Origin of the sequence: Massilia sp. BSC265 (genome assembly GCF_000740675.1) — a bacterium.
In the GTDB taxonomy this organism is placed as follows: domain Bacteria; phylum Pseudomonadota; class Gammaproteobacteria; order Burkholderiales; family Burkholderiaceae_D; genus Telluria.
Genome location: NZ_JPXI01000029.1, coordinates 162,106 through 183,867 on the forward strand (window position 1 = coordinate 162,106; position 21,762 = coordinate 183,867).

A 21,762-nucleotide genomic window follows, 5' to 3' on the forward strand; every position below is an offset into this window, starting at 1 on the left:
TCTCAAAACTGGAAATAAAGGAACTCGGCAGGCCTGCTCAGCGATAGCAGGCTTCCGAACAGGATGGCGCCGATGTACAGGCTCCACCGCCGGGAAGGCCGCCAGATATGCCAGGTGCCGGGATAAGGGCGTGCTGCGCCCTGGAGCGCAGCTTCGTATCTCGCCATGATTTGTTGCGTGTTTGGAAAAAGGAAGGCGATCACGGAGGCGACGACAATCCATTGCCAGGTTTCCAGGAAGCGCGAGCCGCCTCCCAGATAGAAGGTGATCCCCCATTGTTCGAGGAGCGGTCTCAGCGATCCGAGCTGCATGCCGATCGCCTCCGGCAGACCGATTCCAAAGCCACCGGCCATGCCCCGCAGGATGGTGGATGCCTTGCCGACATCCGAAGCGCGGAAGAATACCCAGGCGACGCATACGGATGCGAACGTCAGCCCGATGCTGAAGACGGTCCAGGCGGGTGAGGTGCGGGGGAAACGCAATGCTGTTGCCAATGCATGCCAGGTGTGATTGATGACGAGGTAGAGACCGTGCAGCGCACCCCAGATGACGAAGTTCAGCCCTGCGCCATGCCACAGGCCTCCCAGCAGCATGGTCAGCAACAAGTTGACGTAGCGGCGTACCGGTCCCTTGCGATTGCCTCCCAGCGGCACGTACAGGTAGTCCCGAAGGAAGCGGGACAGGGTCATATGCCAGCGCCGCCAGAACTCGATGATATTGGCGGACTTATAAGGCGAGTCGAAGTTCAGCGGAAGCCGGATGCCGAAAATCAAGGAAATACCGATCGCCATGTCGGAATATCCGGAGAAATCGAAGTAGAGCTGGAAGGCATAAGCCAGCACGCCTCCCCAGGCGACAATGAGCGAAAACATGTCGCTTTGATCAAAAAGAAAGGTCGCGTGCGGAGCGAGGTTATCTGCAATCAGTACTTTCTTCGCCAAACCGATGGTGAAGATGCTCAGCCCGACCGCCAGGTTCCTGCTCGAGAAACGGGCGCTGCTGGCCGCCCCGAACTGGGGCATCATTTCTGCATGGTGGAGCACCGGGCCTGCTATCAAATGCGGGAAATAGGTAATGAACAGCAGATAATGGAGAAAATTGGTTTCGTTTACCTTTCCCTGGTAGGTATCGACGAGATACGCAATCTGGGTGAACGTAAAGAATGAAATGCCGACCGGCAGCACGATATGGAGTGCGGGGAACTCGGTGGCGGTTAACTGGTTGACACCCGAGATGAAGAAATCGGCATACTTGAAATAGCCGAGCAGGGCCAGGTCGGCCGCCAGGGCGAACACGAGCCATCGTTTGCGGGCGGGGCCGGTCGCGGCGCTGATCCGCTGCCCGACCGAGTAGTTGAACACGATCGAGGCAAGCAGCAGCGGGATATAAGAAAGGCTCCACCAGCCGTAGAATGCCAGCGACGCTAGTGCCAGCCATGCGGCGGCGCCTTCACGAGTCCTGCGTGCCAAGACAAAATAAACGATTGCGGTGATCGGCAAGAACAGCAGAAGAAATGTGAAGGAATTGAAAAGCATACCGATCCAGTCTACGGAAGCCCGTGCAGGAAGTCCGCGGGCTGCAGGAGGCGCTACATGACGTCAGCGTTATTAACAAAGGTGCAAGTCTCGTTTCCGGAGAATAAAGTAAAGAACCAAGTTTCGCAACGACTGGAAGAGCGGTAGTCGACGAATGTTGAAATAAAGATACATCTAGCCCGTGTGCCGGCGAGTGCAGGCGCTGGCTGTCGCGAGCCCCGAGCGATTCACGCAGGGCGATCGGGGCCGTCGCGTACTTGCGCGGGCAGCGCTGCAGGCGCGGACGGCATCGGGCGACCCTGCAGCCGGGACGGATCGATCCAGTTCAGCAGGGTACGGAACAGCAGGTCCGGGTCGATCGGCTTGGCGACGTGGTCGTGCATGCCGGCCAGGCGGCTCAGCGCGCGCAGGCGGGGTGGGGCGCGAATTTCACGCGCCGCGGTGAGGCAGCTCGGCCATGACCGGGACTCTGGCCTGGACCGGGCCGGCGCCGGCATGCGGGTGCAGCACCACGATGGCGCGGTATGCGGCTCGCGTAAGGACCGGCGTACGGGGGATAAGGAAGCGCAAACGATGCTTTTCGGTAGTGCGCGCTACAGTGCGCGTTGATGGTGGGCGTATCCGGCGCCGTCGGGGCCGCGCTCGCGCCAGGAAACGCGGTTGCGCCCGGACTGTTTTGCGCGGTACAGCTCGGCGTCTGCGGCGTCGAACAGCCCGGAGGCCGTCTCCGTCCCGCCGGGCTCCAGGGTGGCGCCGCCGGCGCTGGCGGTCAGCACCGGCGCCACGCTCGATGCTTCGTGTGCGATCGAGAGGCCGGCCACGGCTGCGAGCATTTGCGATACCACCTGGCACGCCTCGGCGGCGCCGGTTTCCGGCAGCAGCAGCACCAGTTCTTCGCCGCCGTAGCGGGCCGCCAGGTCGGCCGGCCGGCGCATCGTGCCGGCAGCCAGGCGCGCGACGGCGCGCAGCGCGCGGTCGCCGGCTGGGTGGCCGTAGCGGTCGTTGTACTGCTTGAAGGCGTCGACGTCGAGCAGGGCCAGGGACAGCGGGTGGCGGGACCTGCGCGCGCGCTGCCATTCGAGCGCATAGACTTCGTCGAAGCGGCGCCGGTTGGCGAGCTCGGTCAGGCCGTCGACGTTGGCCAGCCGTTCCAGCATCCTGCGCTGGCGCACTACCTGCAGGTGCAGGGCCACGCGCGCCATCACCACTGTCTGGTTGAAGGGCTTGGTAATGTAGTCCGAGGCGCCCATCTTCAGGCCGTTGGCTTCGTCTTCGGGCAGGTCCAGGCCCGAGATGAAGATCACGGCGATGTGTTCGGTCAGCGGGTCGGCGCGCAGCCGGCGCAGCACCTCGTAGCCGTCCATGTCCGGCATCATGACGTCGAGCAGGATCAGGTCGGGCAGGTGGCGCATCGCCCGTTCCAGGGTCTGGGCGCCGTTTTTCGCCAGCAGCACGGTGTACTCGGGCTTGAGCAGTTCGCTCAGCACGTCGCGGTTCAGCGCATCGTCGTCGGCCACCAGCACCTTTTGCATCTCGACCCCGTTCATGCCACATCCTCCTTGTTCAGTTCAAGACCGGCAGCCAACCGTGCCAGGGGAGCCAGCGCGGCCTCGTATTCCAGTTCCTGCACGGCGCGCCGCATGATGGCCAACTGTTCGCCGTGGGCGTCGCCTGCCAGCAGCGCTTCGAGTTCGCCCAGCGCGTCCTCGGCGCGTGCGTCGTCGGCTTCCAGCAGCCCGCGCAGGCGGATCACCAGTTCGGCCAGCGCGCCCGGGTCGGCCCGGCGCGGTTGCGCCGCATCGGCCAGCTGGGCCAGGGCCGCCAGCGCGGTTTCCGCCGCCGAGACCAGCTCGGGAACCTGGGCCGCGAGGCCCTCGGCCTGGCCGTTGCGCAGGTCCTGCTCGAGGCGGTGCGCGGCAGCCGCCAGCGCGAAGGCGCCCACGTAAGCGGCGCTCGACTTCAGGTTGTGCGCCAGCGCCTGCAGGCTCTGGTGGTCGCCGCCGCCCAGCGCTTCGCGCAGGATCCGCGGGACCTCGGCATACTCGCGCACGAAGCTGCGGGCGCGTTTCTCAAGGCGGCTGCGCTGGCCGTCGACCCTCTCGAGCGCCTGGCGCCAATCCAGGCCCGGCACTGCCGGCAGCGCTGTCAGCGCGGATGGGCCCATGGCCGCCCCGGGCTCGGGCTGCGCCGCTTGGGCGGGGGCCGGGAGCGGGCGGCATGCCAGGCGCGCCGGGTCGATCCACTTGAGCAGGGTACAGAACAGCAGGTCGGGATCGATCGGCTTGGTGACGTGGTCGTTCATGCCGGCATCCAGGCTCTTGACGCGGTCGCTCGGCAGGGCGTGCGCGGTCATGGCCACGATCGGCAGCCCCCGCATGCGCGGATCCTTGCGGATCTCGCGGGTGGCATCCAGGCCATCGAGTCCCGGCATCTGGATGTCCATCAGTACCAGGTCATAGTCGCCCGCCAGTGCCATGCGCACCGCATCCACGCCATTGAAGGCGACGTCCACCTGCATGCGCGCGGCGGCCATGAAGTCCAGGGCGACTTCGCGGTTGTTGGCATTGTCCTCGGCTAGCAGGATGCGCGCGCCGTCCAGGCGCGGGATGTCGGCCAGCGAGGGAATGCCTGGCGCGGGGACGGCGCCGGGGTGGAGCAGCCCGTGCTGCGGGTGCAGCACCTGCAGCATGCTGTGGTACAGAAGGGCGGGACCGACCGGCTTGTGCAGGAAGGCGTCGACCGGGAGCTCGCCTTCCTGTTCCAGCACGGCGTCGCGGGTGCACACCGACACCATGAGGATGGCCGGCGGCGCGTTGTCGCGCACCGTCCTGCGAATGCGGCGGATCGTCTCGACCCCGTCCAGGCCCGGCATCAGGTAGTCCATCAGCACGATGCCGTAGGGCCGCCCGGCATCCCGGGCCCGCGCCAGCGCGGCCAGGCATTCCTCGCCGGAGGCAACGGTGTCGGCCGGGACGCCGAGGCTGTCGAGCATCTCGGCCAGTGCGGCGCGGGCGGTGGCGCTGTCGTCCACCACCAGCGCGCGCACGTCGAGCAGGGTGCCGCGGCGCAAGGCGACGGCAGCCTGGCCATCGGCGATGCCGAGGGGCACCGTGAAGGCAAAGCGGCTGCCGGTGCCTGGTGCACTGGTGGCGGCGATGCGGCCACCCATCAGTTCGACGAGCTGGCGTGAGATCGACAGGCCCAGGCCGGTGCCGCCGTACTTGCGGGTGGTCGAGCTGTCGGCCTGGGTGAAGGATTGGAACAGGCGGCCGACCTCGTCCGGCGTCATGCCGATACCGGTGTCGGTGACCGAGAATTCCAGGGTAACGCCACTGTCATCCTGCTCCCGCAGCTCGACCGCCACGACGATCTCGCCGCGCTCGGTGAACTTGACGGCATTGCCGGTGAGGTTGACCAGCACCTGGCCCAGGCGCAGCGGGTCGCCCACCAGGCGTTGCGGCACCCCGGCGCCGATGCGGAAGATCAGTTCCACGCCCTTGGCGTCGCTCTTCACGCCGGTTACGCTCGACAGGTGGTCGAGCATCTCGTTCAGGTCGAAGGGGACCTTTTCGATGGTCAGCTTGCCGGCCTCCATCTTGGCGTGGTCGAGGATGTCGTTGACGAGGCCCAGCAGGTGCTCGCCGGCGCCCAGGATCTTGCTCAGGTAGTTGCGCAGCTTGGGCGGCGCCTCGGCCATCAGGGCCAGGCGGCTCATGCCGATGATGGCGTTCAACGGGGTGCGGATCTCATGGCTCATGTTCGCCAGGAATTGCGACTTCATGCGCGCTTCCGCTTCGGCGCGCAGCATCGCTTGCCGGGTGACCTTGCTGCGCAGGCTGATCATGCGGATGAACATCAGCATGTCGATGGTGACGCCCAGCTGCAGCGAATGCAGGGTCCAGAAGTTTGCTGGCAACAAACCCAGCGCCAGCTGGCCCTGCACCGCGGCGCCGCCGAAGCTGAAGAACCAGCTGAACAGGAAGTAGAAGCCGATCTCGTCGCCGGCGCGCATGCGGCGCCAGGCCCCGGGGAGGCCCAGGAACATCGGGGCCGCGCCGACCGTCATGGTGAACAGCATCAGGGTACGCTGGTTGATCAAGTCCACGGCCCACAGCAGCCCGGCCAGCAGGCACAATGCCGCGCCGGCCTTCATGATGCGGCTGAAGTGGCGGCCCCTGCCGGGGCGCGCCAGGATCTGTTCGACGAACAGATAGGCGCCGGCGGAGGCGACCTGCGACGCGATGCCGAGCAGGTGCTTGCTCAACCATTCGTGGCCGCGCCACAGGAACTGTTCGCCAAGGCCGAACCAGACCAGCGAATAGACGGTCAGGCCGCCTACGTACATGGCGTATTTGCCGTACAGCGACTCGCGCAGGGCAAACCATTGGCCCAGGCTGTAGGCGACCAGGCACAGGGCGATGCCGAGCAGCAGGCCTTGCAGCATCTGTTCGCCCAGCGCAGTGCGGTTGTAGGTGTCAGGCTGCATGATGCTGATCGGCGCAATGCGCGAACTCGTGGTGTCGACCCGCACAAGCAGCGTGTACTCGGCGCCCGGCTGCAGCTTCAGGGGCACGGCCGGCACCCGGCCCTTGAGCGCCCCGTCCTCTGGCAGGAGGCGCCCGCTGCTGGCGATCTTGCGCAGGTGGCCGCCGCCTTCCAGGTAGAACTCCACCCGGTCGAGCATCCCGAAGTCGATCTGCACCACCCAGTCGTGCGGCGCATCCGGAGCCGTCCGCAGGGGGATGCGCACCCAGTGAGGATCCTTGACCAGCTTGAGGACGCCGCGGGCGGTGTCCGGCGGCGCGTAGCGGTGGCCGGCAGCCAGCGCGGCGGCGGCGTCGAGCTTGCCGCCCTCGTCGACCAGCAGCGTCGTGGCGGGCCAGGTATCGATGCTGGTCGTATGCTGGCCGAGCTCGAGCGGCGCGGTAGCGGCCGCGCGTGCGGCCTGGGAAGACAGGAGCAGCACGAGGGCCAGCAGCGCCGGCACGGCGAGCGGGACGTACCTGCGAACGGCCGCGCGCAGCGCGTTGACCGGAGCGATCATGTGGACCTTCTTTCGGCGTTGGCGGAACGGCCGGCAAGGCCGGCCTCGACCCGGTTCAGCCAGCCCGGCGCGCATGGGTCGCGCCGCCAGTGGTCCAGGGTGTCGCCCACCTGGCCGAGCAGGGCGTCGGGCAGGCGCAGCGGGCGGGTCTGGTCCATCAGGAAGCGCGTCACCAGGCGGTAGCCGGCCACGCGCGTGAGCATGCGGGTGATCGAAAAGCCCGGCACGAACAGGCGCACCACGGCGTCGAATGCGCGCACGGCGCCGAAGCCGAGCTTGAACAGCATGCGGGATGGCAAAGACACGCGGCTGTTCAGGCCGAGGTCGACGCTGGCGTCCAGGCCGCACAGGCGGCGCGTCAGCAGGATCGGCATGCCTTTGAGTACGCGCAAGGGGATCTGGTCTTCCATTTCCTTCATGAGGGCCGCGGCCAGGGCGGGGCGCGGGTCGGGCTGGCGCAGCTGCCTGCGTCCACGCGTCTGGAGCTCGGCGAAGCGTGCCTCGGCCTCCTCCATGGTCCAGGCCATGAGCTCGCGCTCGATGCCGAGCAGGTGGCCGAGTACGTTCCAGGCATGCAGGTAGGCTTCTTCGTCGGCGCGCTTCAAGCCCAGGCCGAGGCGGCGCAGGCCGCGCAGGAACACGAAGCCAAAGGTCAGGAGCGTGTAGGCCAGCTGTTCCTGGTTGCAGGGCAGGCCATCGCGCGCGCTGTCCCAGCCGTGCGCATACAGCACGTGGTACACGCCGCCGCCGGCCGGGGCCAGCGGCGGCAGGGGCGGCATCGCCTCCGGTCCGACCTGCGGCTGGGTGCCGCGCAGGATCAGGTAGCGAATGGTGGCATGGATCAGGCGCACCTTGAGCGCCTGGGCCACCCCGAAGCCCTCGGGCGTGGTCAGGCCGCCGCGCATCATGACCGGGAAGATCATGGCCGCGGTGGAGCGGATCCGGTAGTCGGTGTGCCGTTCCAGCTGGCCGGCCGCGTGCAGCACGGCGGACAGGTCGGGCAGCACGTAGCACTCGGGCAGGCTGGCGCAGAACAGCAGGGTGCAGGACAGCATGCTCATGTCCATGAACAGGCGTTCGGCGCGTTCGATCTTCGCCGCATCGGCCCAGTCGGGCAGTGCGGGACAGCGCGCCAGGTAGTCCTTCAGCGCGGCGCCAAGCTGCGGATCGAGATCGGGCCCCGGTGCCCAGCGGGCCAGGCCGCCGTTGCTTTCCCAGCGCACGATCTCGCGGTTGATTGCCGCAACCCGCGCGGCCAGCGCATGCGGCCCATCGGCGCCGGCGAGCATGCGGGCGACGGCATCGTCGGCAGGCGGGTCGGCCCGCATCGAGGGGGACGTCAAGGGCACAGCGTCGCGCTTCATTCAGCCTCCAGCAGAAAGATTCACGGAAAACGGAAAGCCGGGCAAACGCCCGGCCATCTCTAGAAACGAAGATCGAGGCGCAGGTCGGCAGTGCGCGGTGCGCTCGGCGTGGTCATGCCGAAGCTGTCGACGAGTGACGGCCGCACCTTGTTCTCGAGATTGCGCACGCGCGCCAGCACGCTCCAGTTGCTGCCTCCCGGCGCCCACGACAACGTGAGGTCGGTGATGGTGTGCGATGGCACGCGATAGGTCAGCTGCTGGGTCGGGATCGACAGCTCGTAGGCGCCGCTGGCGCGCGCGAACACGCCGCCGCCGAGCTGGCCGCCCGCGAACGGCATGCGCTGCTGGTAGCCGAGGGAAAACACGTGGCTCGGTGCCCGGTCCAGCTTGCGCCCCCCCCAGGACACGGTCGGCGTGGGCATATAGGTGACGTAGCGGGCGTCGAGCAGGGTCAGGCCATAGTTGAGGCTGCCGCCGCTGCCGACGCGCAGGTCGCCATCGAGCTCGATGCCGCGGCTGCGCGCCACGCCGGCATTGCGGGTCAGCAGACGCGGGGCGCCGGCCACGATCGCATTCCCGGTCAGCTGCAGGTTGGTATAGTCGTAGTGGAAGGCGGCGGCGTTCACCGTCAGGCGGCCGCCGAGCAGGCGCGACTTCAGGCCGGCTTCCCATGCACGCAGCTCCTCGGGCTGGTAGTACAGGTATTCGGGCGCGACCGCCGCCGCTGCCGGGCAGGGAATGCCGAGAGCGCTGGTGCCGGCCACGCAGCCGTCGTTGAAGGCGCCGGCCTTGTAGCCCGTTGCCAGGTTGAGGTAGGCAAGGGTGGATGGGGCCAGGTCGAATTCCGCGCCCAGGCGCCAGGTGGTGCGCGAGGTGGACAGGTCGGCGGCGTTCAGCAGGCGGCGGTCGGTAGCCGGATTGAAGGCGGGGCCTTGCTGGAAGTCGGTCGAGCCGACCCGCCACTTGTGGTCGAGGGTACGGCGCGCGCCTGCGCTCAGGCGCAGGCCTTCATCAATGCGCCAGGTCAGCTGGCCGAACACAGCCTTGCTACGCGCTTCGGTTACCAGCGGGAAGGAATAATACGGCGGCAGTCCCACCGGACGCAGGCCCTGGAAGGCGTAGCTGGTGTCGGATTCCTCGGCGAAGTAATACAGGCCGCCCTGGGCGCTGAGCGGACCATTGCCCTTGCTGGCAAGGCGCAGCTCGTGCGAGTCCTGGGTGTTGGCACCGATGTAGGTATTGATCACGCCGAGGGCGAGGGCCGGCGAGATCCGGTAGTAGTAGTTGTTCACCATCTGCTGGTCGAGTTCGCGGTGCGAACCGAGGTAGTAGAGGGTGGCCGGGCCCAGGTTCCAGCTCAGGTCGGCCAGCAAGCCGTGCGAGCGGCGGTCCTGCATGCCCTGCACCGGGGCGATGTTGACGGGGCGGAAGCCCATGGTCAGGCGCTCGTCGGTAGTGGTGTCGCGCCAGGCCGGCGCCCCGGCAGCGGCGCCGGTGTAGAAATTGGTGTCGGGGACGAAGCGGTCGTTGTTGTTGGCGGCTTTGCTATGGTCGTAGCGTACCAGCAGCGAGGCGTCGCGGCCGATGGCGAGTCTGGCGCTCAGGCGCGCATCGCGGTCGTCACGGTCCATGCCGGGCTTGAGGCCCGTGCCCTGGCCATTGCGCAGGAATGGGTCCTGCTTGCGGGTGCTGACTGCGGCGCGCAGGGCCAGGGCATCGTTCACGGGGACGTTGATCACGCCCTCGAGCTTGCGGTTGCCGTAGGTACCCGCTTCGACGGCGACGCGGCCTTCCAGCCGGCCACTGGGTGCGTTCGAGATCACGTTCACCAGGCCGGCCGTGGTATTGCGGCCGTACAGGGTGCCCTGCGGTCCGCGCAGCACCTCGATGCGGTCGACGTCGAGGAAGTTGGCGGCCTGGCCGGCGGGGCGCGCGATGTACACGCCGTCCTGCATGAAGGCGGCCGAGGGGTCGCCCTTGTCGGTGGTGTCGTTGTTGCTGATGCCGCGAATGGTCACGCGCAAGCCCGAGAAGGCCTGGTCGACGTGCACGTTGGGCAGGCGCGCGCCAAGCGATGCCGGATTGTCGGCGCCGAGTTCGAGCAGCTGCTCTCCCTTGAGCACGCTCATGGCGATCGGCGTGCGCGACACGGTGGAAAGGGTGCGCTGGGCCGTGACCACGACTTCCGGCACGGCGTTGTTCTGCTCCTGGGCGGCTGGCGCTTCCTGCGCCTGAGCGGCGTTCATGGAGGCCGCGCTCCAGGCAATACCCGATACGGCGACGACCAGCAGCTTTCGTGCCGGGCGACGGGCCTGCGTTTCTTTCATGTAGGACTTCCCCTGGTTTTTCTTGTTACTGCATCATGCTGAACCGCTCCCACATTATTCTTTTTTGTCAACGACTGTGTCTCGTGGGATGTGGCCTCGGCAGTCTAGCAGGTAGTGATCATAGGCAATAGTCCTACAAAAGATAATTGAACAAAAATAGCGCGCTGTTACAACATCTCCCGGAGTTGATGGAAAATGTGACTACTTTGCAGGTCGATGTGACAAAGCGGCGCGAAATCCATGCGTGCGCCACGCCCAGTCCGGTTGAATTATTTTTTGGACAATAACATTGGTGCAACTGCCCCCGCGCAGGAGCAACCGAATGAAGGAGACCGAATGAGAGCACGCGCGCTTTCCGCCGGCGCAGGCTTGCTGCTGGCTGTTACGGCCGCTGTCGATGCCCAGCCTGCGGCCACCCCGTCTGCCACCTACACCAACCCCTTGCCGCTGCGGCTTGCCGACGGCAGCCTGGCCGAAAGCTGCGCCGACCCCTCGCTGCTGCGTGACCGCAGCTCTTCCCCGACGGTCTGGTACATGTACTGTACGATGGATCCTGTCAGCCGCAAGGAACGCGAGGGCAGGGGCTGGAAGTTCCGGATGATGCCGGTCTACCGCTCGGTGGACCTGGTCAACTGGTATTTCGTGCGCGATTCCTTCGACCGGCGTCCGGCCGGACTGGCCGGTCCCAAGTCCGGACTATGGGCGCCGGAGCCGGTCTACCAGAACGGCAGCTACTACTTGTACTTCACCGTCACCGACGTCGCCGACCGTCACAGTCCCGAGGCGGGTTGCGAGTCCGACAGCGGGATCGCGGTCGCCACCAGCGCGTCGCCCGCCGGCCCATGGAAGCCGGCCGAACGCCTGGTGGTGCCGCCGCGCCGCGCCGGCGCCGGATGCAACTTCCACTGGACCTTCGACCCCGACGTGGTCGAGGACGACCAGGGCGATCGCTTCCTGTACTACGGCAGCTACGGCGGCGGCATTTTCGTGCAGCGCCTGTCGAAGGACGGCCTGCGGGTGGAAGGCGACCCGGTGCGGGTCGGCGCGGCCAAGCGCTACGAGGGTGCCGAGGTGGTCAAGGTGGGCAAGTACTGGTACCTGTTCGCCTCGAGCACCGATTGCTGCCGCGGCCCGCTGACCGGCTATGCGCTTTTTGTGGGCCGCGCCGCCAGTCCACAAGGTCCCTTCCTCGACCGCGAGGGCAAGGACATGGCCGCCGCCCGGGTCGGCGGCACGCCGGTGCTGGTCCAGAACGGCAACCGCTGGGTGGGCGCCGGCCATAACACCGTGTTCCAGGATGCCGCCGGCCAATGGTGGACTTTTTATCACGCGGTCGACCGCAACCAGGGCTATTTCAGCGCCGAGGACAAGCTGACCCGGCGCCCGCTGCTGCTCGACCGGATCGACTGGATCGACGGCTGGCCGGTGATCAACGGCGGCGAGGGGCCGTCGGATACGCCCCAGTGGCGCCCGGCGGTGCTGGCTGGGCAGCCGACGACTGCGCCGCCGGCCCCCACGCCGGCCGCGCCGGCCGCCGCGAGGCCGCTCTGGACCGAGCGCTTCGAGCGCAAGCAGCCCGATCCGCGCTGGAGCTGGATCCGTCCGCTGGCTGCCGGCAGCTGGTCAAGCGGCCACCCGGGCTTGCGCATGGCCACCCAGCAGACCGACCTGCACGTGGACACCAACAGCGCCGCAGTGCTGGCCACGCCGCTGCCCGAGGGCGACCTGCGCATCGTGGCCCGCATCCGGCTCGATGCGCCGCTCGACTGCTGCGCGAAGCCGGTGCAGGCCGGCGTGGTGGTGATGCGCGACGACGATAACTACGTCAAGCTGGTGGAGCTTGCCCACGACGGCCTGCGCCAGGTCGAATTCGGCAAGGAGCTCGCCCCTGTGGAGCGCGGCTATCCGCGCTACGGCAACACGGTCGTCGGCACGCCGGGCGAGTGGACCTGGCTGCGCATCGACATCCGGCGCGACGGTCCCGAAGAGCGCTATACCGCGTGGTCGATGCAGGAAGGCGGCGGCTGGGTTGGCGGCACGACCTGGACCCATCGGCTGGGCGCCAAGGCGCGCCTAGGACTGGTGGCGATGGGCGGCGCCGGCCATGCCGTCACTTTCGACGAGGTCAGGATCGAGCGGCTGCAGCGCTGATTCGTCGCCTTGGCCGGCATGGGCGCGCACCGACCAGGTCACGCCCGACACCAAGAGCACGATCGCCGCCAGTTCCAGGGGGCGCGGCCCCAGGCCGCGGTACACGAAGCCGTACAGCAGGGCGAACAGGGTCTCGAACAGGATCAGCTGCCCGGACAGGGTGACCGGCACGCGCCGGCTTGCCACGTTCCACAGCTGGTTGCCGATCACCGAGGCGCCAAGGGCGAGCAGGGCATTGCAGGTCCAGAACAGCGTCCAGTCTCGCACCGGCGCGGCCGGTGCGGCGTCGGAGAACAGCCAGGCGCCGAGGCCGACGAGCAGGGCGATCGCGCCCGTGGACAGTCCATACAGGGCGGACCACTGGGCGCTGGAAAACTGCGGATTGCGCTTCAGGTAGCGCGCATTGTCCAGGGCGTACCAGCTCCAGCACAGCAGGGCGCCGGCGGCGCAGGCCACGCCCAGCGCGATGTCGTGGAGGGACGCCTTTGGGCCTGCGTGCATGAAGGTGTCGACATTGATGCAGGCGATGCCCGCGGCCACCAGCAGCAGCGGCAGCGCCAGGCGCGCCAGCGGCAGGGCGCCATGGTCTTTGCGGCCCATGAGCGTCACCACCACCGGCAGCATGCCGATGATCAGGGAGGTCGGGGCCACGCCGGCGTATTTCACGCCGGTTGCGAGCAGCATGTAGTAGACGATGTTCCCAGCCAGCGCATGGCGTAGCAGCGCCGCATAATCGGCGGGGACGAGGGTGGCGAGCAGGGGTTTCAGGCGCGGAAGCAGCAGCGCGAAAGCCATCGCGCCGTAGGCCAGGTAGCGGCCGACCGCCAGTTCCAGCGGCGAAAAGGCGCCCAGCATCTCAGGCACGATGAACACCAGGCCCCACATCGCCCCGGCCAGCAGGCCGCACAACACTCCGATCCACATACCGATGCACCAGCCAAAGGGGCGATTTTACCGCGCAAGGCGGCTGTCCTGCTTCATGCCTACAGGACAGCCCCGGCTAATAAATATTTGCTAGTATTAATGATAAAAGCGTGGCACGCGATAGACGAGGTGCCATCACACCCCAGGAGACAGGATTGCCCCCATTCACCGTGCGCCTCGCCGGCGCGGCTCGTGCAGCGGCGCTTGGAGCCGCGCTTGCAGCCGTACTATGCGCGCCCACATCCGCCCATGCGCAGATCGAGGTGCGCATGTGGACGCTGCTGAGCGGCGGCGACGGTGCCCGGATGGCGGCCCTGGTCGAGCGCTTCAATGCCAGCCAGCGCGAGGTGCGCGTCACCAGCACCACGCTGAAATGGGGTGAGCCCTTCTATACCAAGGTGATCACCTCCTCGGTGGTCGGGGCCGGCCCCGACATCGCAACCGTGCACCTGTCGCGCATGACCAACCTGGCAGGCGGCGGGGTGCTGCGCCCGATCGCCCCCGGCGAGCTGGCCGAGGCGGGCCTGAACCCGGCCGATTTCTATCCGCGCCAGTGGGAGAAGTCCCAGCATGCCGGCAAGACCTATGCGATTCCGCTCGACCTGCATCCGCTGGTCCTGTACTACAACAAGACGCTGGTCGGGAAAGCCGGTCTGCTCGGCCAGGACGGCCAGCTGAAACCCATCGAAGGAATCGACGCGCTCACCGACGCTTTCCGTGCCGTACGCCAGGCCACCGGCCGCCCGGGCATGACGATGGAGAGCAATCAAAGCTCGTACGCCGTATGGCGCTTGTGGCTGACCATGCTGGCGCAGCGCAATGCGCCCTTGATCCAGAACGGACGCTTCGCCTATGGCGCGGCGGGTGTCGATTCGCTGGCACGGATCAGCAGCTGGTTCGCCAGGGGCTACGCCCAGTCGGGCCTCAACTATGCGGCATCGACCAGCCAGTTCATCGGCGGGAACGCCGGCTTCATGATCAACGGCGTGTGGGAAGTCCCTGAAATGCTGCGCGCCACCGCGAACGGCACCTTGGGTTTCGAATACGGCATCGTGTCCATGCCGCGCATGTACGGCAACCAGAGTGTGTGGGCCGACTCGCATGCCTTCGCCATTCCCGCCAGCGAGGGCAAGCCGATGCCGCCGCAGAAGCTGCGCGCGGCGATGCGCTTCATCGCTTTCGTTTCCAGGAATTCGCTCGGCTGGGCCCAGGGCGGCCACGTGCTGGCCTACCGCCCGGCGGCCGAATCGCCAGCCGCGCTCGCGCTGATGCCGAACCGCTTGTACGCGGACGTCCCGCGCCACGTGGTCTATGCGCCGGACGCCTGGTACATGGGGGCGGCCGGCCCGCTGGAGGCGATGGCCTCGAAATACCTGCCGGCGGCGCTGTCGTCCCAGCTGACACCGGCGCAGGCCCTGCGCATGTTCGAGACGGAAGCGGCGCTGCTCCTGCGCAAGCGCGCGCCGCGCTACTAGGAGACGGCGAATGGCGGACTTCCATTCCACGCAGGCCGCGCGCGCCATCCGTGCGCGGCGCGGCGACGCGCTGCCGGCGCTGATGCTGCTGGCCCCGTTCGGCATCACCTTCCTGCTGTTCTTCCTGCTGCCCACGCTGCAGACCTTCTACATGAGCCTGACCGAGAGCAGCCTCACGCGGACCAATGCCTTCATCGGCATCGCCAACTACGTCACGCTGGTGCAGGATCCCTCGTTCTGGTCGGCGGTCGGGAACACCTTCTACTTCGCGCTGCTGACGGTCGTTCCGCTGACCGCGCTCGGTCTCGTCATGGCCCTGCTGGTCGACCATTTCACCCGCGCCAGCAGCTGGTTGCAGGGCGCCTTCTTCCTGCCCTACGTGCTGCCGATCTCGGTGATGACCCTGATCGCCGACTGGATGCTGCAGCCTTCCACGGGCGTGGTCAACCAGGCGCTGGGCCTGGAGCGCGCCTGGCTGGCCGACGTCACCTGGGCCTTGCCGGTCGTGGCGATTGCCACCATCTGGTGGACCGTCGGCTTCAACATGCTGATGTTCCTGGCGGGACTGCGCAACATCCCGGCAGACCTGTACGAGGCGGCAGCCCTGGACGGGGCACGCGGATTCACCCTGTTCAGGAACATCACCTGGCCTGCGCTGCGCCCGGTGGTCGGGCTGGCGCTGGTCCTGCAGCTGATCGCCTCGATGAAGGTGTTCGGCCAGACCTACATCCTGACCGTTGGCGGGCCTTTCAACACGACCAGGATGACCCTGCACTACATGTACGAAACCGCCTTCATCCAGAGCGACGCCGGCTACGCCGCCGCGATCGCGATGGCCTTTGTCGCCATCGTCATCGCACTGTCGCTGGCGCAGGCAGGCTTGTCGCGCTGGCTCTCGCGGGGCAAGGCATGAGAGCGCGCGCCAACCTGGCCTGGAGCGCCATCGGCGCGCTGGCGGCCTTGTTGCTGGCCGCGCTGTGGGTGGCGCCGTTGCTGTGGGCGGCCAGCACCGCACTCAGGCCCGAGCACGAGACCGTGTCCGCCGTATTCCATTGGTTGCCCCAGACCTGGACCGTGGAAGCCTTCGCCAAGGTGCTGGGCGCCGGCCGCGTCGGCCGCTGGCTGTTCAACAGCGCACTGGTCGCCCTGCTGGTCACCGTCGTCACCATGGCCTTGTCCCTGGGCGCCGCCTATGCGTTTTCCCAGTTGCGGTTCCGCGGCCGCAGCCTGCTGTTCCTGCTTACCATGCTGGCCTTCCTGGTGCCCTTCGAAGCGCTGCTGGTACCGCTGTTCCGGATCATGAACCAGCTCGGCCTGATCAACAGCTACGCCGGCATCGTGCTCCCGCAAGTGGTGGCGCCGGTGGTCATCTACGTCTTCAAGGAGTTTTTCGACAAGGTGCCGGCAGACTTTCGTGAAGCCGCGGTGATGGATGGCGCGGGGCCGCTGCGCATCCTGTGGAATGTCTACCTGCCGGTATCCGGGAACATTGTGTGGGCCATGGCGATCGTGACGTTCATCGCGGCATGGAACAACTTCCTGTGGCCTTTCATCATCGTCACCGAGAACGAGATGATGACGATCCCCCTCGGCCTGACCCAGACCTACGATGCCTATGGCGTCATCTATGCCCAACTGATGGCTGCAGCCTTGATCGGCGCACTGCCGGTGGCGCTGGCCTACGTGCTGTTCCAGCGCCGCGTGACCCACGGCTTCCTGGCCGCCACCGGCCTAAAAGGATGAACCCCGGATGAACCCCGGATGAAACCCGGCTGATACCGGACAAAAAAAGAGAGCGGATACCCCATGTCATCTGTGCGCCTGCATGGCATCACCAAACAGTACGAGGACAACCCCGTCATCAAGGGCATCGACCTGGAAATCGCGGACGGCGAGTTCGTGGTGCTGGTCGGCCCCTCGGGCTGCGGCAAGTCGACCCTGCTGCGCATCGTCGCCGGACTCGAAGACGTCAGCTCCGGCACGGTGGAGATCGGCGGCCGCGTCTGCAACGACGTCGAGCCTGCCAAGCGCGGCATCGCCATGGTGTTCCAGAGCTATGCGCTGTATCCGCACATGACGGTGGCCGAGAACATGGGGTTCGCGCTGAAGCTGGCCGGGGTGCCGCGCGCCGAGATCGCCGAGCGGGTGACGCGCGCCGCCGAGATCCTGCAGATCGGGCACCTGCTGGAGCGCCGTCCGAAGGCGCTGTCGGGCGGCCAGCGCCAGCGCGTGGCGATCGGCCGCGCCATCGTGCGCAAGCCGGAAGTCTTCCTGTTCGACGAACCGCTGTCGAACCTGGATGCCGCGCTGCGCGGCCAGACCCGGGTCGAGCTGGCGCGCCTGCACCGGGAACTCGGGGCCACCATGATCTACGTGACCCACGACCAGGTCGAGGCCATGACCCTGGGCCAGAAGATCGTCGTCTTCAATGCCGGACGCATCGAGCAGGCCGGCACGCCGCTCGAGCTGTACGAGCGTCCCGCCAACCGTTTCGTGGCCGGCTTCCTCGGCTCGCCGCGCATGAACTTCCTGCCGGGGATGCTGGCGGGCGAGGAGGGACCGGCGGTACACGTGCGCCTGGCCGGCGGGTCGATCGTCGACGTGGCCGCGGACGCCTCGCGTGCGGCGCCGGGCGCGGGCGTGACGCTGGGCGTCCGCCCCGAACACCTGCGTGTCGCGGAAGCGAACGAGGCCGGACTCCCGGCCACGGTGGCCCTCGTCGAGTACCTGGGCGACTCCACCATCGTCTACGCCCAGGTGGAGGGCGTGCCGGAGATGGTGTCGCTGAAGTGCCGTCCCGATGCCCCCTGCCCGGAGCGGGGTGCCCGCGTCACGCTCGCCTTCGACGCGGGCCATGGCCACCTGTTCGATGCCGACGGCGCGGCATTGCCGCGCGCGCGGCTCGGCTGAGGAGCGCTGCCATGAGCGAGCCGGGCCGCACGCGCCGGCCTACCATGACCGACATCGCCAAGCTGGCCGGGGTGTCGCAGTCCACGGTGTCGCTGGTGATCAACCACATGAGCGGCGCCAAGGTATCCAGCGCGACGCGCAACAAGGTGCTGCGCATCGCGCGCGAACTGGGCTACCCGGTCGAGCGCATGGGCCATGCGGTGCCCGCCCTGGCACGCAACCTGGTGGTCTACCTGACCGACGAGCTGTCCACCAGCCCGCATGCGATGACCACCATCGACGGCGCCCGCGACGGCGCCTGGGAGCACGACTGCCTGCTCTCGGTGTACGCCACCCGCAACGACCCGGAGTACGAGGGGGCGATCCTGGCGCGGGTCCTGGCGGATCCGGCGTTGCTGGGGGTGGTCTACGCCACCATCTTCACGCGCACGGTCACCGTGCCGGCCCAGTTGGCAGACGTGCCGACCGTGCTCCTGAACTGCCATGTCAAGGAGCGGCGCGACAGGCTGTACTCCTCGGTGGTGCCGAGCGAGGTGCTGGGCGGCTATGCGGCCACCATGCACCTGATCGAGGCCGGCCACCGCCGCATCGGCTTCATCAACGGCGAGGGCTGGATCGAGGCCGCGGCCGAGCGCCTGAAGGGCTACCGCCAGGCCCTGTCGAGCCGCGACATCCCTTTCGAAGCGCAACTGGTGCGCGAGGGCGACTGGCAGGTCAGCAGCGGCCATGCGCACGCCCAGGCCTTGCTGGCCTTGCGGGATCCGCCGACGGCACTGTTCTGCGCCAACGACCTGATGGCGGTCGGCGCCATCGAAGCGGTGCGCGAACTTGGCATGGACGTGCCGGGGCAAGTCTCGGTGGTGGGCTACGACGACCAGGATATCGCCCGCTACACCCAGCCACCGCTCACCACAGTGTTGTTACCAAACTACGAAATGGGCCGCTGGGCAGCAGAAAGTTTAATCGCGCAAGTGAACAGTGGCATCACCCGGCGCACCGCCATGAAGATGGATTGCCCTCTGGTGGCGCGCGATTCGGTGGCTTCGCGTGGCCTGTTTTGAGCCATCCTTGAGTGCGCCATACCGGTGCGAAATCGGATAATTTTTTCGTATTAGTCATAAATTATGACCAATAACGATTCCAATATCGGCCGGCTCGTCCGCAAGCCCGACAAGGCAGCTTGCCGACGCAGGCACGGCCATCGACCCAGGAGACCTCGATGAGCAACTTGAAAGTCCGGCCAGTCTGCGCGGCCGTCATGCTGCTGTGCGCCCACATCGGCCTTGCCGCCGCCCAGGATGCGACCCAGAGCGGTGCACGCGCGTCGGTGGAGCAGGGCGCGCCCGGCGCCACGGCGGCGCCCGAATCCGGTCCCACCTCGGCAGGCGGCGGCCTTGCCACGGTCACGGTGAGCGGCATCCGCAGCAGCATCCGCTCCGCCGAGCAGATCAAGCGCGACGCCGAGCAGGTGGTGGACTCGATCAATGCCGACGACATCGGCAAGTTCCCCGACCGCGCCGCCGGCGACGCCCTGCAGCGCATCGCCGGCGTGCAGGTGGGCCGCGACCGCGGCGAGACCAGCACCGTCATCATCCGCGGGCTGCCGGACGTGGCGACCACCATCGAGGGCAACGAGATCTTCACGGGCACCGGCCGGCGCCTGTCCTACCAGGACCTGCCGGTCCAGTCGATCGGCGGCCTGGACGTGTACAAGTCGGCCACCGCCAACCAGTTCGAGGGCGGCATCGCCGGCGCGGTCAACATCCGCCTGCGCGCCCCCTTCGACTTCAAGGGCTATACCGTCACCGGCTTCGTCGAGGGCCGCCGCAACTATGTCGAGGGCAGCGAAGCGCGCAAGGAGAAAACCAAGCCGGGCGGCGGGCTCCTGCTGAGCAACCGCTGGCAGACCGGCATCGGCGAGATCGGCGTGCTGGTCGACGTGGCCTACAACAAGGAGCACTGGGCGATGCCGGTGCAATGGGTCGACCGGCCGGAAGGGATCTACTCGGTCAGCCCGGACGGCACCGCGCAGCGCCTGTACGACGGGCCGATCGCGCCGCTGCGTCCGGGCGACCGCCTCGGCGAACTGCCCAACATCGGCGGCATCTACAATGCCGGCGATCGCGAGCGCGGCAGCATCCACGCCGCCGTCCAGTGGAAGCCAAATGCATGGACCGAGCTTTCGGCCCAGTACCTGGGCACCGGCTACAGCGGCAGGAGCGAGGTCGACTACATCCTGAACATCGCCACCTGGGGCCCGCGCCTGACCAACGTGGTGATGGCGCCGCAGGGCGCGTATTGCAACACCCCGGTCGGGTCGGTCTGCCCGATCCAGGCGGCCAGCGTCCCGGGCGTGCGCTTCCGCGGCCCCTATGACTGGGATCCGTACACCGCGACCAGTACCTGGGGCGTCAAGGAGCGTACCGATACCCACTTCCTGAACTTCGGCGGCAAGTACCGCAACGGCCCGCTGTCGGTCGACAGCAACCTGGCGTTCACCCGCTCGGACTTCATCAACGACACCGTGATCGTCGACCAGCAGATTCCGGGGGCCAGCGCTTCGGTCTACACTTACGGGCGCGACGGCCACGGCGGCTACAACGCCATCACCACGCCCACTTCGACGGCGGCGCTGCGCGACCCCAACCAGTTCGTCTTGCGCGGCATGGTGCAGAACTGGGGCGAGTCGCGCGGCGAGCAGACCCAGTTCCGCACCGATGCCGTCTATCGCCTGGGCGGCGACGCCTTCATCACGGCGCTGACCGGCGGCATCCGGCTGTCGAACCGCGAGGTCAGTTACCACAGCGGCGAACGGGCCAGCGACCTGCCGAACGCCACCGTGCGTCCTTCCCCGATCGCTGCCTTCGGCCCGTCGTTCCAGAGCCTGGTGCCGGGCCTGGACCGCCTGGGCGGCCCCTGGATGACGCCGTCGCGCGACTTCCTGATCTACCAGGCCGACCGCGTGCGCGCCTTCTACGGCCAGCCGGCAGGCCGGGTGCCGGACGACCCGATGCGCCTGTTCGAGCAGCGCGAGCGCACCGCCACGCTGCACCTTGGCGCGCGCTGGAAGGCCCAGCTGGGCACGGTCGGGATGACCGGCAGCGTCGGCGGGCGCCTGGTGAAAGTCGATCGCAAGCTGGAGGGCAACCGCCGCATCGGCGACGTCGTCACCCCGATCAGCGAGGACAGCGACGAGACCAACTTCCTGCCGAACGTGTCCGCGGTGGTGAACTGGACCGACCGCATCCAGTCGCACCTGAGCGTGGGCAAGACCATCACCCGGCCCGAGTTCTCGCAGCTCAATCCGGCCCTTTCCTTGATACCGCCGACCGTGAATGCGCCGGGCACGGGCTCCGCGGGCAATCCGGAGCTGTCGCCGACCGAGTCGATCAACAGCGACGCCACGCTCGAGTACTACTTCCGCGACAACGGCTACGCCCAGATCGCGCTGTTCCACCGCGACATCGAAGGCTACCTGCAGAACTTCGAGCAGCAGGAAAGCATCAACGGCGTGAACTACCGCGTCACGCGCCCGCAGAACTCGGGCAAGGGCAAGCTGCGGGGCGCCGAGTTCGGTATCCAGAAGTTCTTCGACTTCCTGCCGGGCGCCTGGAGCGGCCTGGGCGCGCAGTTCAACTACACCTGGATCGACGGCGAGAACCAGACCCGAACCGGCCTGAACACCGGCGCCTACGCCACCACCGACCTGATCGGCGTGGCGCGCCAGAGCTACAACCTCGCGCTGCTCTACGAGCGCGGCGGCTGGACCGGCCGCCTGGCGGCGACCCGGCGCGGCAAGTACGTCGAGCAGATCGCCGAGCCGCGCTTCGGCCAGGACCGCATCGTCAAGGCCTCGACCTATGTCGACCTGAGCGTCGGCTACGCCCTCACGCCGAACCTGACGCTGAACTTCGACGCGATCAACCTGACTAAAGAGCGCTACGAGAGCTACCTGGGCGATCCGATCCGCCCGCGCGACATCCGCTACAACCCGACCACGTACGGCCTGAGCTTGCGCTATCAAATGTAGGA

The 21,762-nt window shown here is 67.4% G+C and carries 14 protein-coding genes; 7 read left to right on the top strand and 7 right to left on the bottom strand.

Going from position 1 to position 21,762, the window contains the following annotated elements; translation table 11 throughout:
* Window positions 1-2: 2 nt before the first annotated feature.
* The 6 genes from MA09_RS07885 to MA09_RS07905 all read right to left on the bottom strand — a co-directional run bounded on the left by MA09_RS07885 (window position 3) and on the right by MA09_RS07905 (window position 10,270).
* Complete coding sequence (locus tag MA09_RS07885) at window positions 3-1,535, bottom strand: MBOAT family protein (RefSeq protein ID WP_036246774.1); 1,533 nt, start codon at window positions 1,533-1,535, stop codon at window positions 3-5.
* A 227-nt stretch (window positions 1,536-1,762) separates the two neighbouring features.
* On the bottom strand, window positions 1,763-1,918 hold the full coding sequence (locus MA09_RS24825; protein WP_161783207.1) for a hypothetical protein: 156 nt from the start codon (window positions 1,916-1,918) through the stop codon (window positions 1,763-1,765).
* A 210-nt stretch (window positions 1,919-2,128) separates the two neighbouring features.
* Window positions 2,129-3,082 carry a diguanylate cyclase gene (locus MA09_RS07890; protein WP_051933271.1) on the bottom strand — a complete coding sequence of 318 codons (954 nt, stop codon included), beginning with the start codon at window positions 3,080-3,082 and terminating at the stop codon, window positions 2,129-2,131.
* Complete coding sequence (locus MA09_RS07895; RefSeq protein ID WP_051933272.1) at window positions 3,079-6,579, bottom strand: hybrid sensor histidine kinase/response regulator; 3,501 nt, start codon at window positions 6,577-6,579, stop codon at window positions 3,079-3,081. The genes MA09_RS07890 and MA09_RS07895 overlap by 4 nt, the downstream gene beginning before the upstream one ends.
* Complete coding sequence (locus MA09_RS07900; protein ID WP_036246776.1) at window positions 6,576-7,943, bottom strand: oxygenase MpaB family protein; 1,368 nt, start codon at window positions 7,941-7,943, stop codon at window positions 6,576-6,578. The genes MA09_RS07895 and MA09_RS07900 overlap by 4 nt, the downstream gene beginning before the upstream one ends.
* Window positions 7,944-8,002: 59 nt before the next feature.
* Window positions 8,003-10,270, bottom strand: a complete 2,268-nt coding sequence (locus tag MA09_RS07905; protein WP_229440610.1) for a TonB-dependent receptor — start codon at window positions 10,268-10,270, stop codon at window positions 8,003-8,005.
* 336 nt (window positions 10,271-10,606) lie between these two features.
* Here MA09_RS07905 and MA09_RS07910 point away from each other — a divergent pair, with 336 nt between their 5' ends.
* On the top strand, window positions 10,607-12,421 hold the full coding sequence (locus tag MA09_RS07910) for a family 43 glycosylhydrolase (RefSeq protein ID WP_161783208.1): 1,815 nt from the start codon (window positions 10,607-10,609) through the stop codon (window positions 12,419-12,421).
* Here the strand turns inward: MA09_RS07910 and MA09_RS07915 are convergent.
* Window positions 12,344-13,345: a DMT family transporter gene (locus MA09_RS07915; protein WP_036246777.1), complete on the bottom strand. Its 1,002-nt coding sequence runs from the start codon at window positions 13,343-13,345 to the stop codon at window positions 12,344-12,346. The two genes, MA09_RS07910 and MA09_RS07915, sit on opposite strands and share 78 nt — an antisense overlap.
* 155 nt (window positions 13,346-13,500) lie before the next feature.
* On the opposite strand from MA09_RS07915, the gene MA09_RS07920 reads away from it, so the two are divergent.
* From MA09_RS07920 to MA09_RS07945, 6 genes are all read left to right on the top strand, one after another.
* On the top strand, window positions 13,501-14,820 hold the full coding sequence (locus tag MA09_RS07920; RefSeq protein WP_229440612.1) for an extracellular solute-binding protein: 1,320 nt from the start codon (window positions 13,501-13,503) through the stop codon (window positions 14,818-14,820).
* Between the two features lie 10 nt (window positions 14,821-14,830).
* Complete coding sequence (locus MA09_RS07925) at window positions 14,831-15,733, top strand: carbohydrate ABC transporter permease (RefSeq protein WP_051933274.1); 903 nt, start codon at window positions 14,831-14,833, stop codon at window positions 15,731-15,733.
* Complete coding sequence (locus tag MA09_RS07930; protein WP_036246779.1) at window positions 15,730-16,563, top strand: carbohydrate ABC transporter permease; 834 nt, start codon at window positions 15,730-15,732, stop codon at window positions 16,561-16,563. The genes MA09_RS07925 and MA09_RS07930 overlap by 4 nt, the downstream gene beginning before the upstream one ends.
* A gap of 63 nt (window positions 16,564-16,626) precedes the next feature.
* Complete coding sequence (locus MA09_RS07935; RefSeq protein ID WP_036246780.1) at window positions 16,627-17,730, top strand: ABC transporter ATP-binding protein; 1,104 nt, start codon at window positions 16,627-16,629, stop codon at window positions 17,728-17,730.
* 11 nt (window positions 17,731-17,741) lie between these two features.
* Window positions 17,742-18,791 carry a LacI family DNA-binding transcriptional regulator gene (locus MA09_RS07940; RefSeq protein WP_229440614.1) on the top strand — a complete coding sequence of 350 codons (1,050 nt, stop codon included), beginning with the start codon at window positions 17,742-17,744 and terminating at the stop codon, window positions 18,789-18,791.
* A gap of 158 nt (window positions 18,792-18,949) precedes the next feature.
* Window positions 18,950-21,760, top strand: a complete 2,811-nt coding sequence (locus MA09_RS07945; protein WP_081897480.1) for a TonB-dependent receptor — start codon at window positions 18,950-18,952, stop codon at window positions 21,758-21,760.
* The last annotated feature ends 2 nt before the right edge of the window (window positions 21,761-21,762 follow it).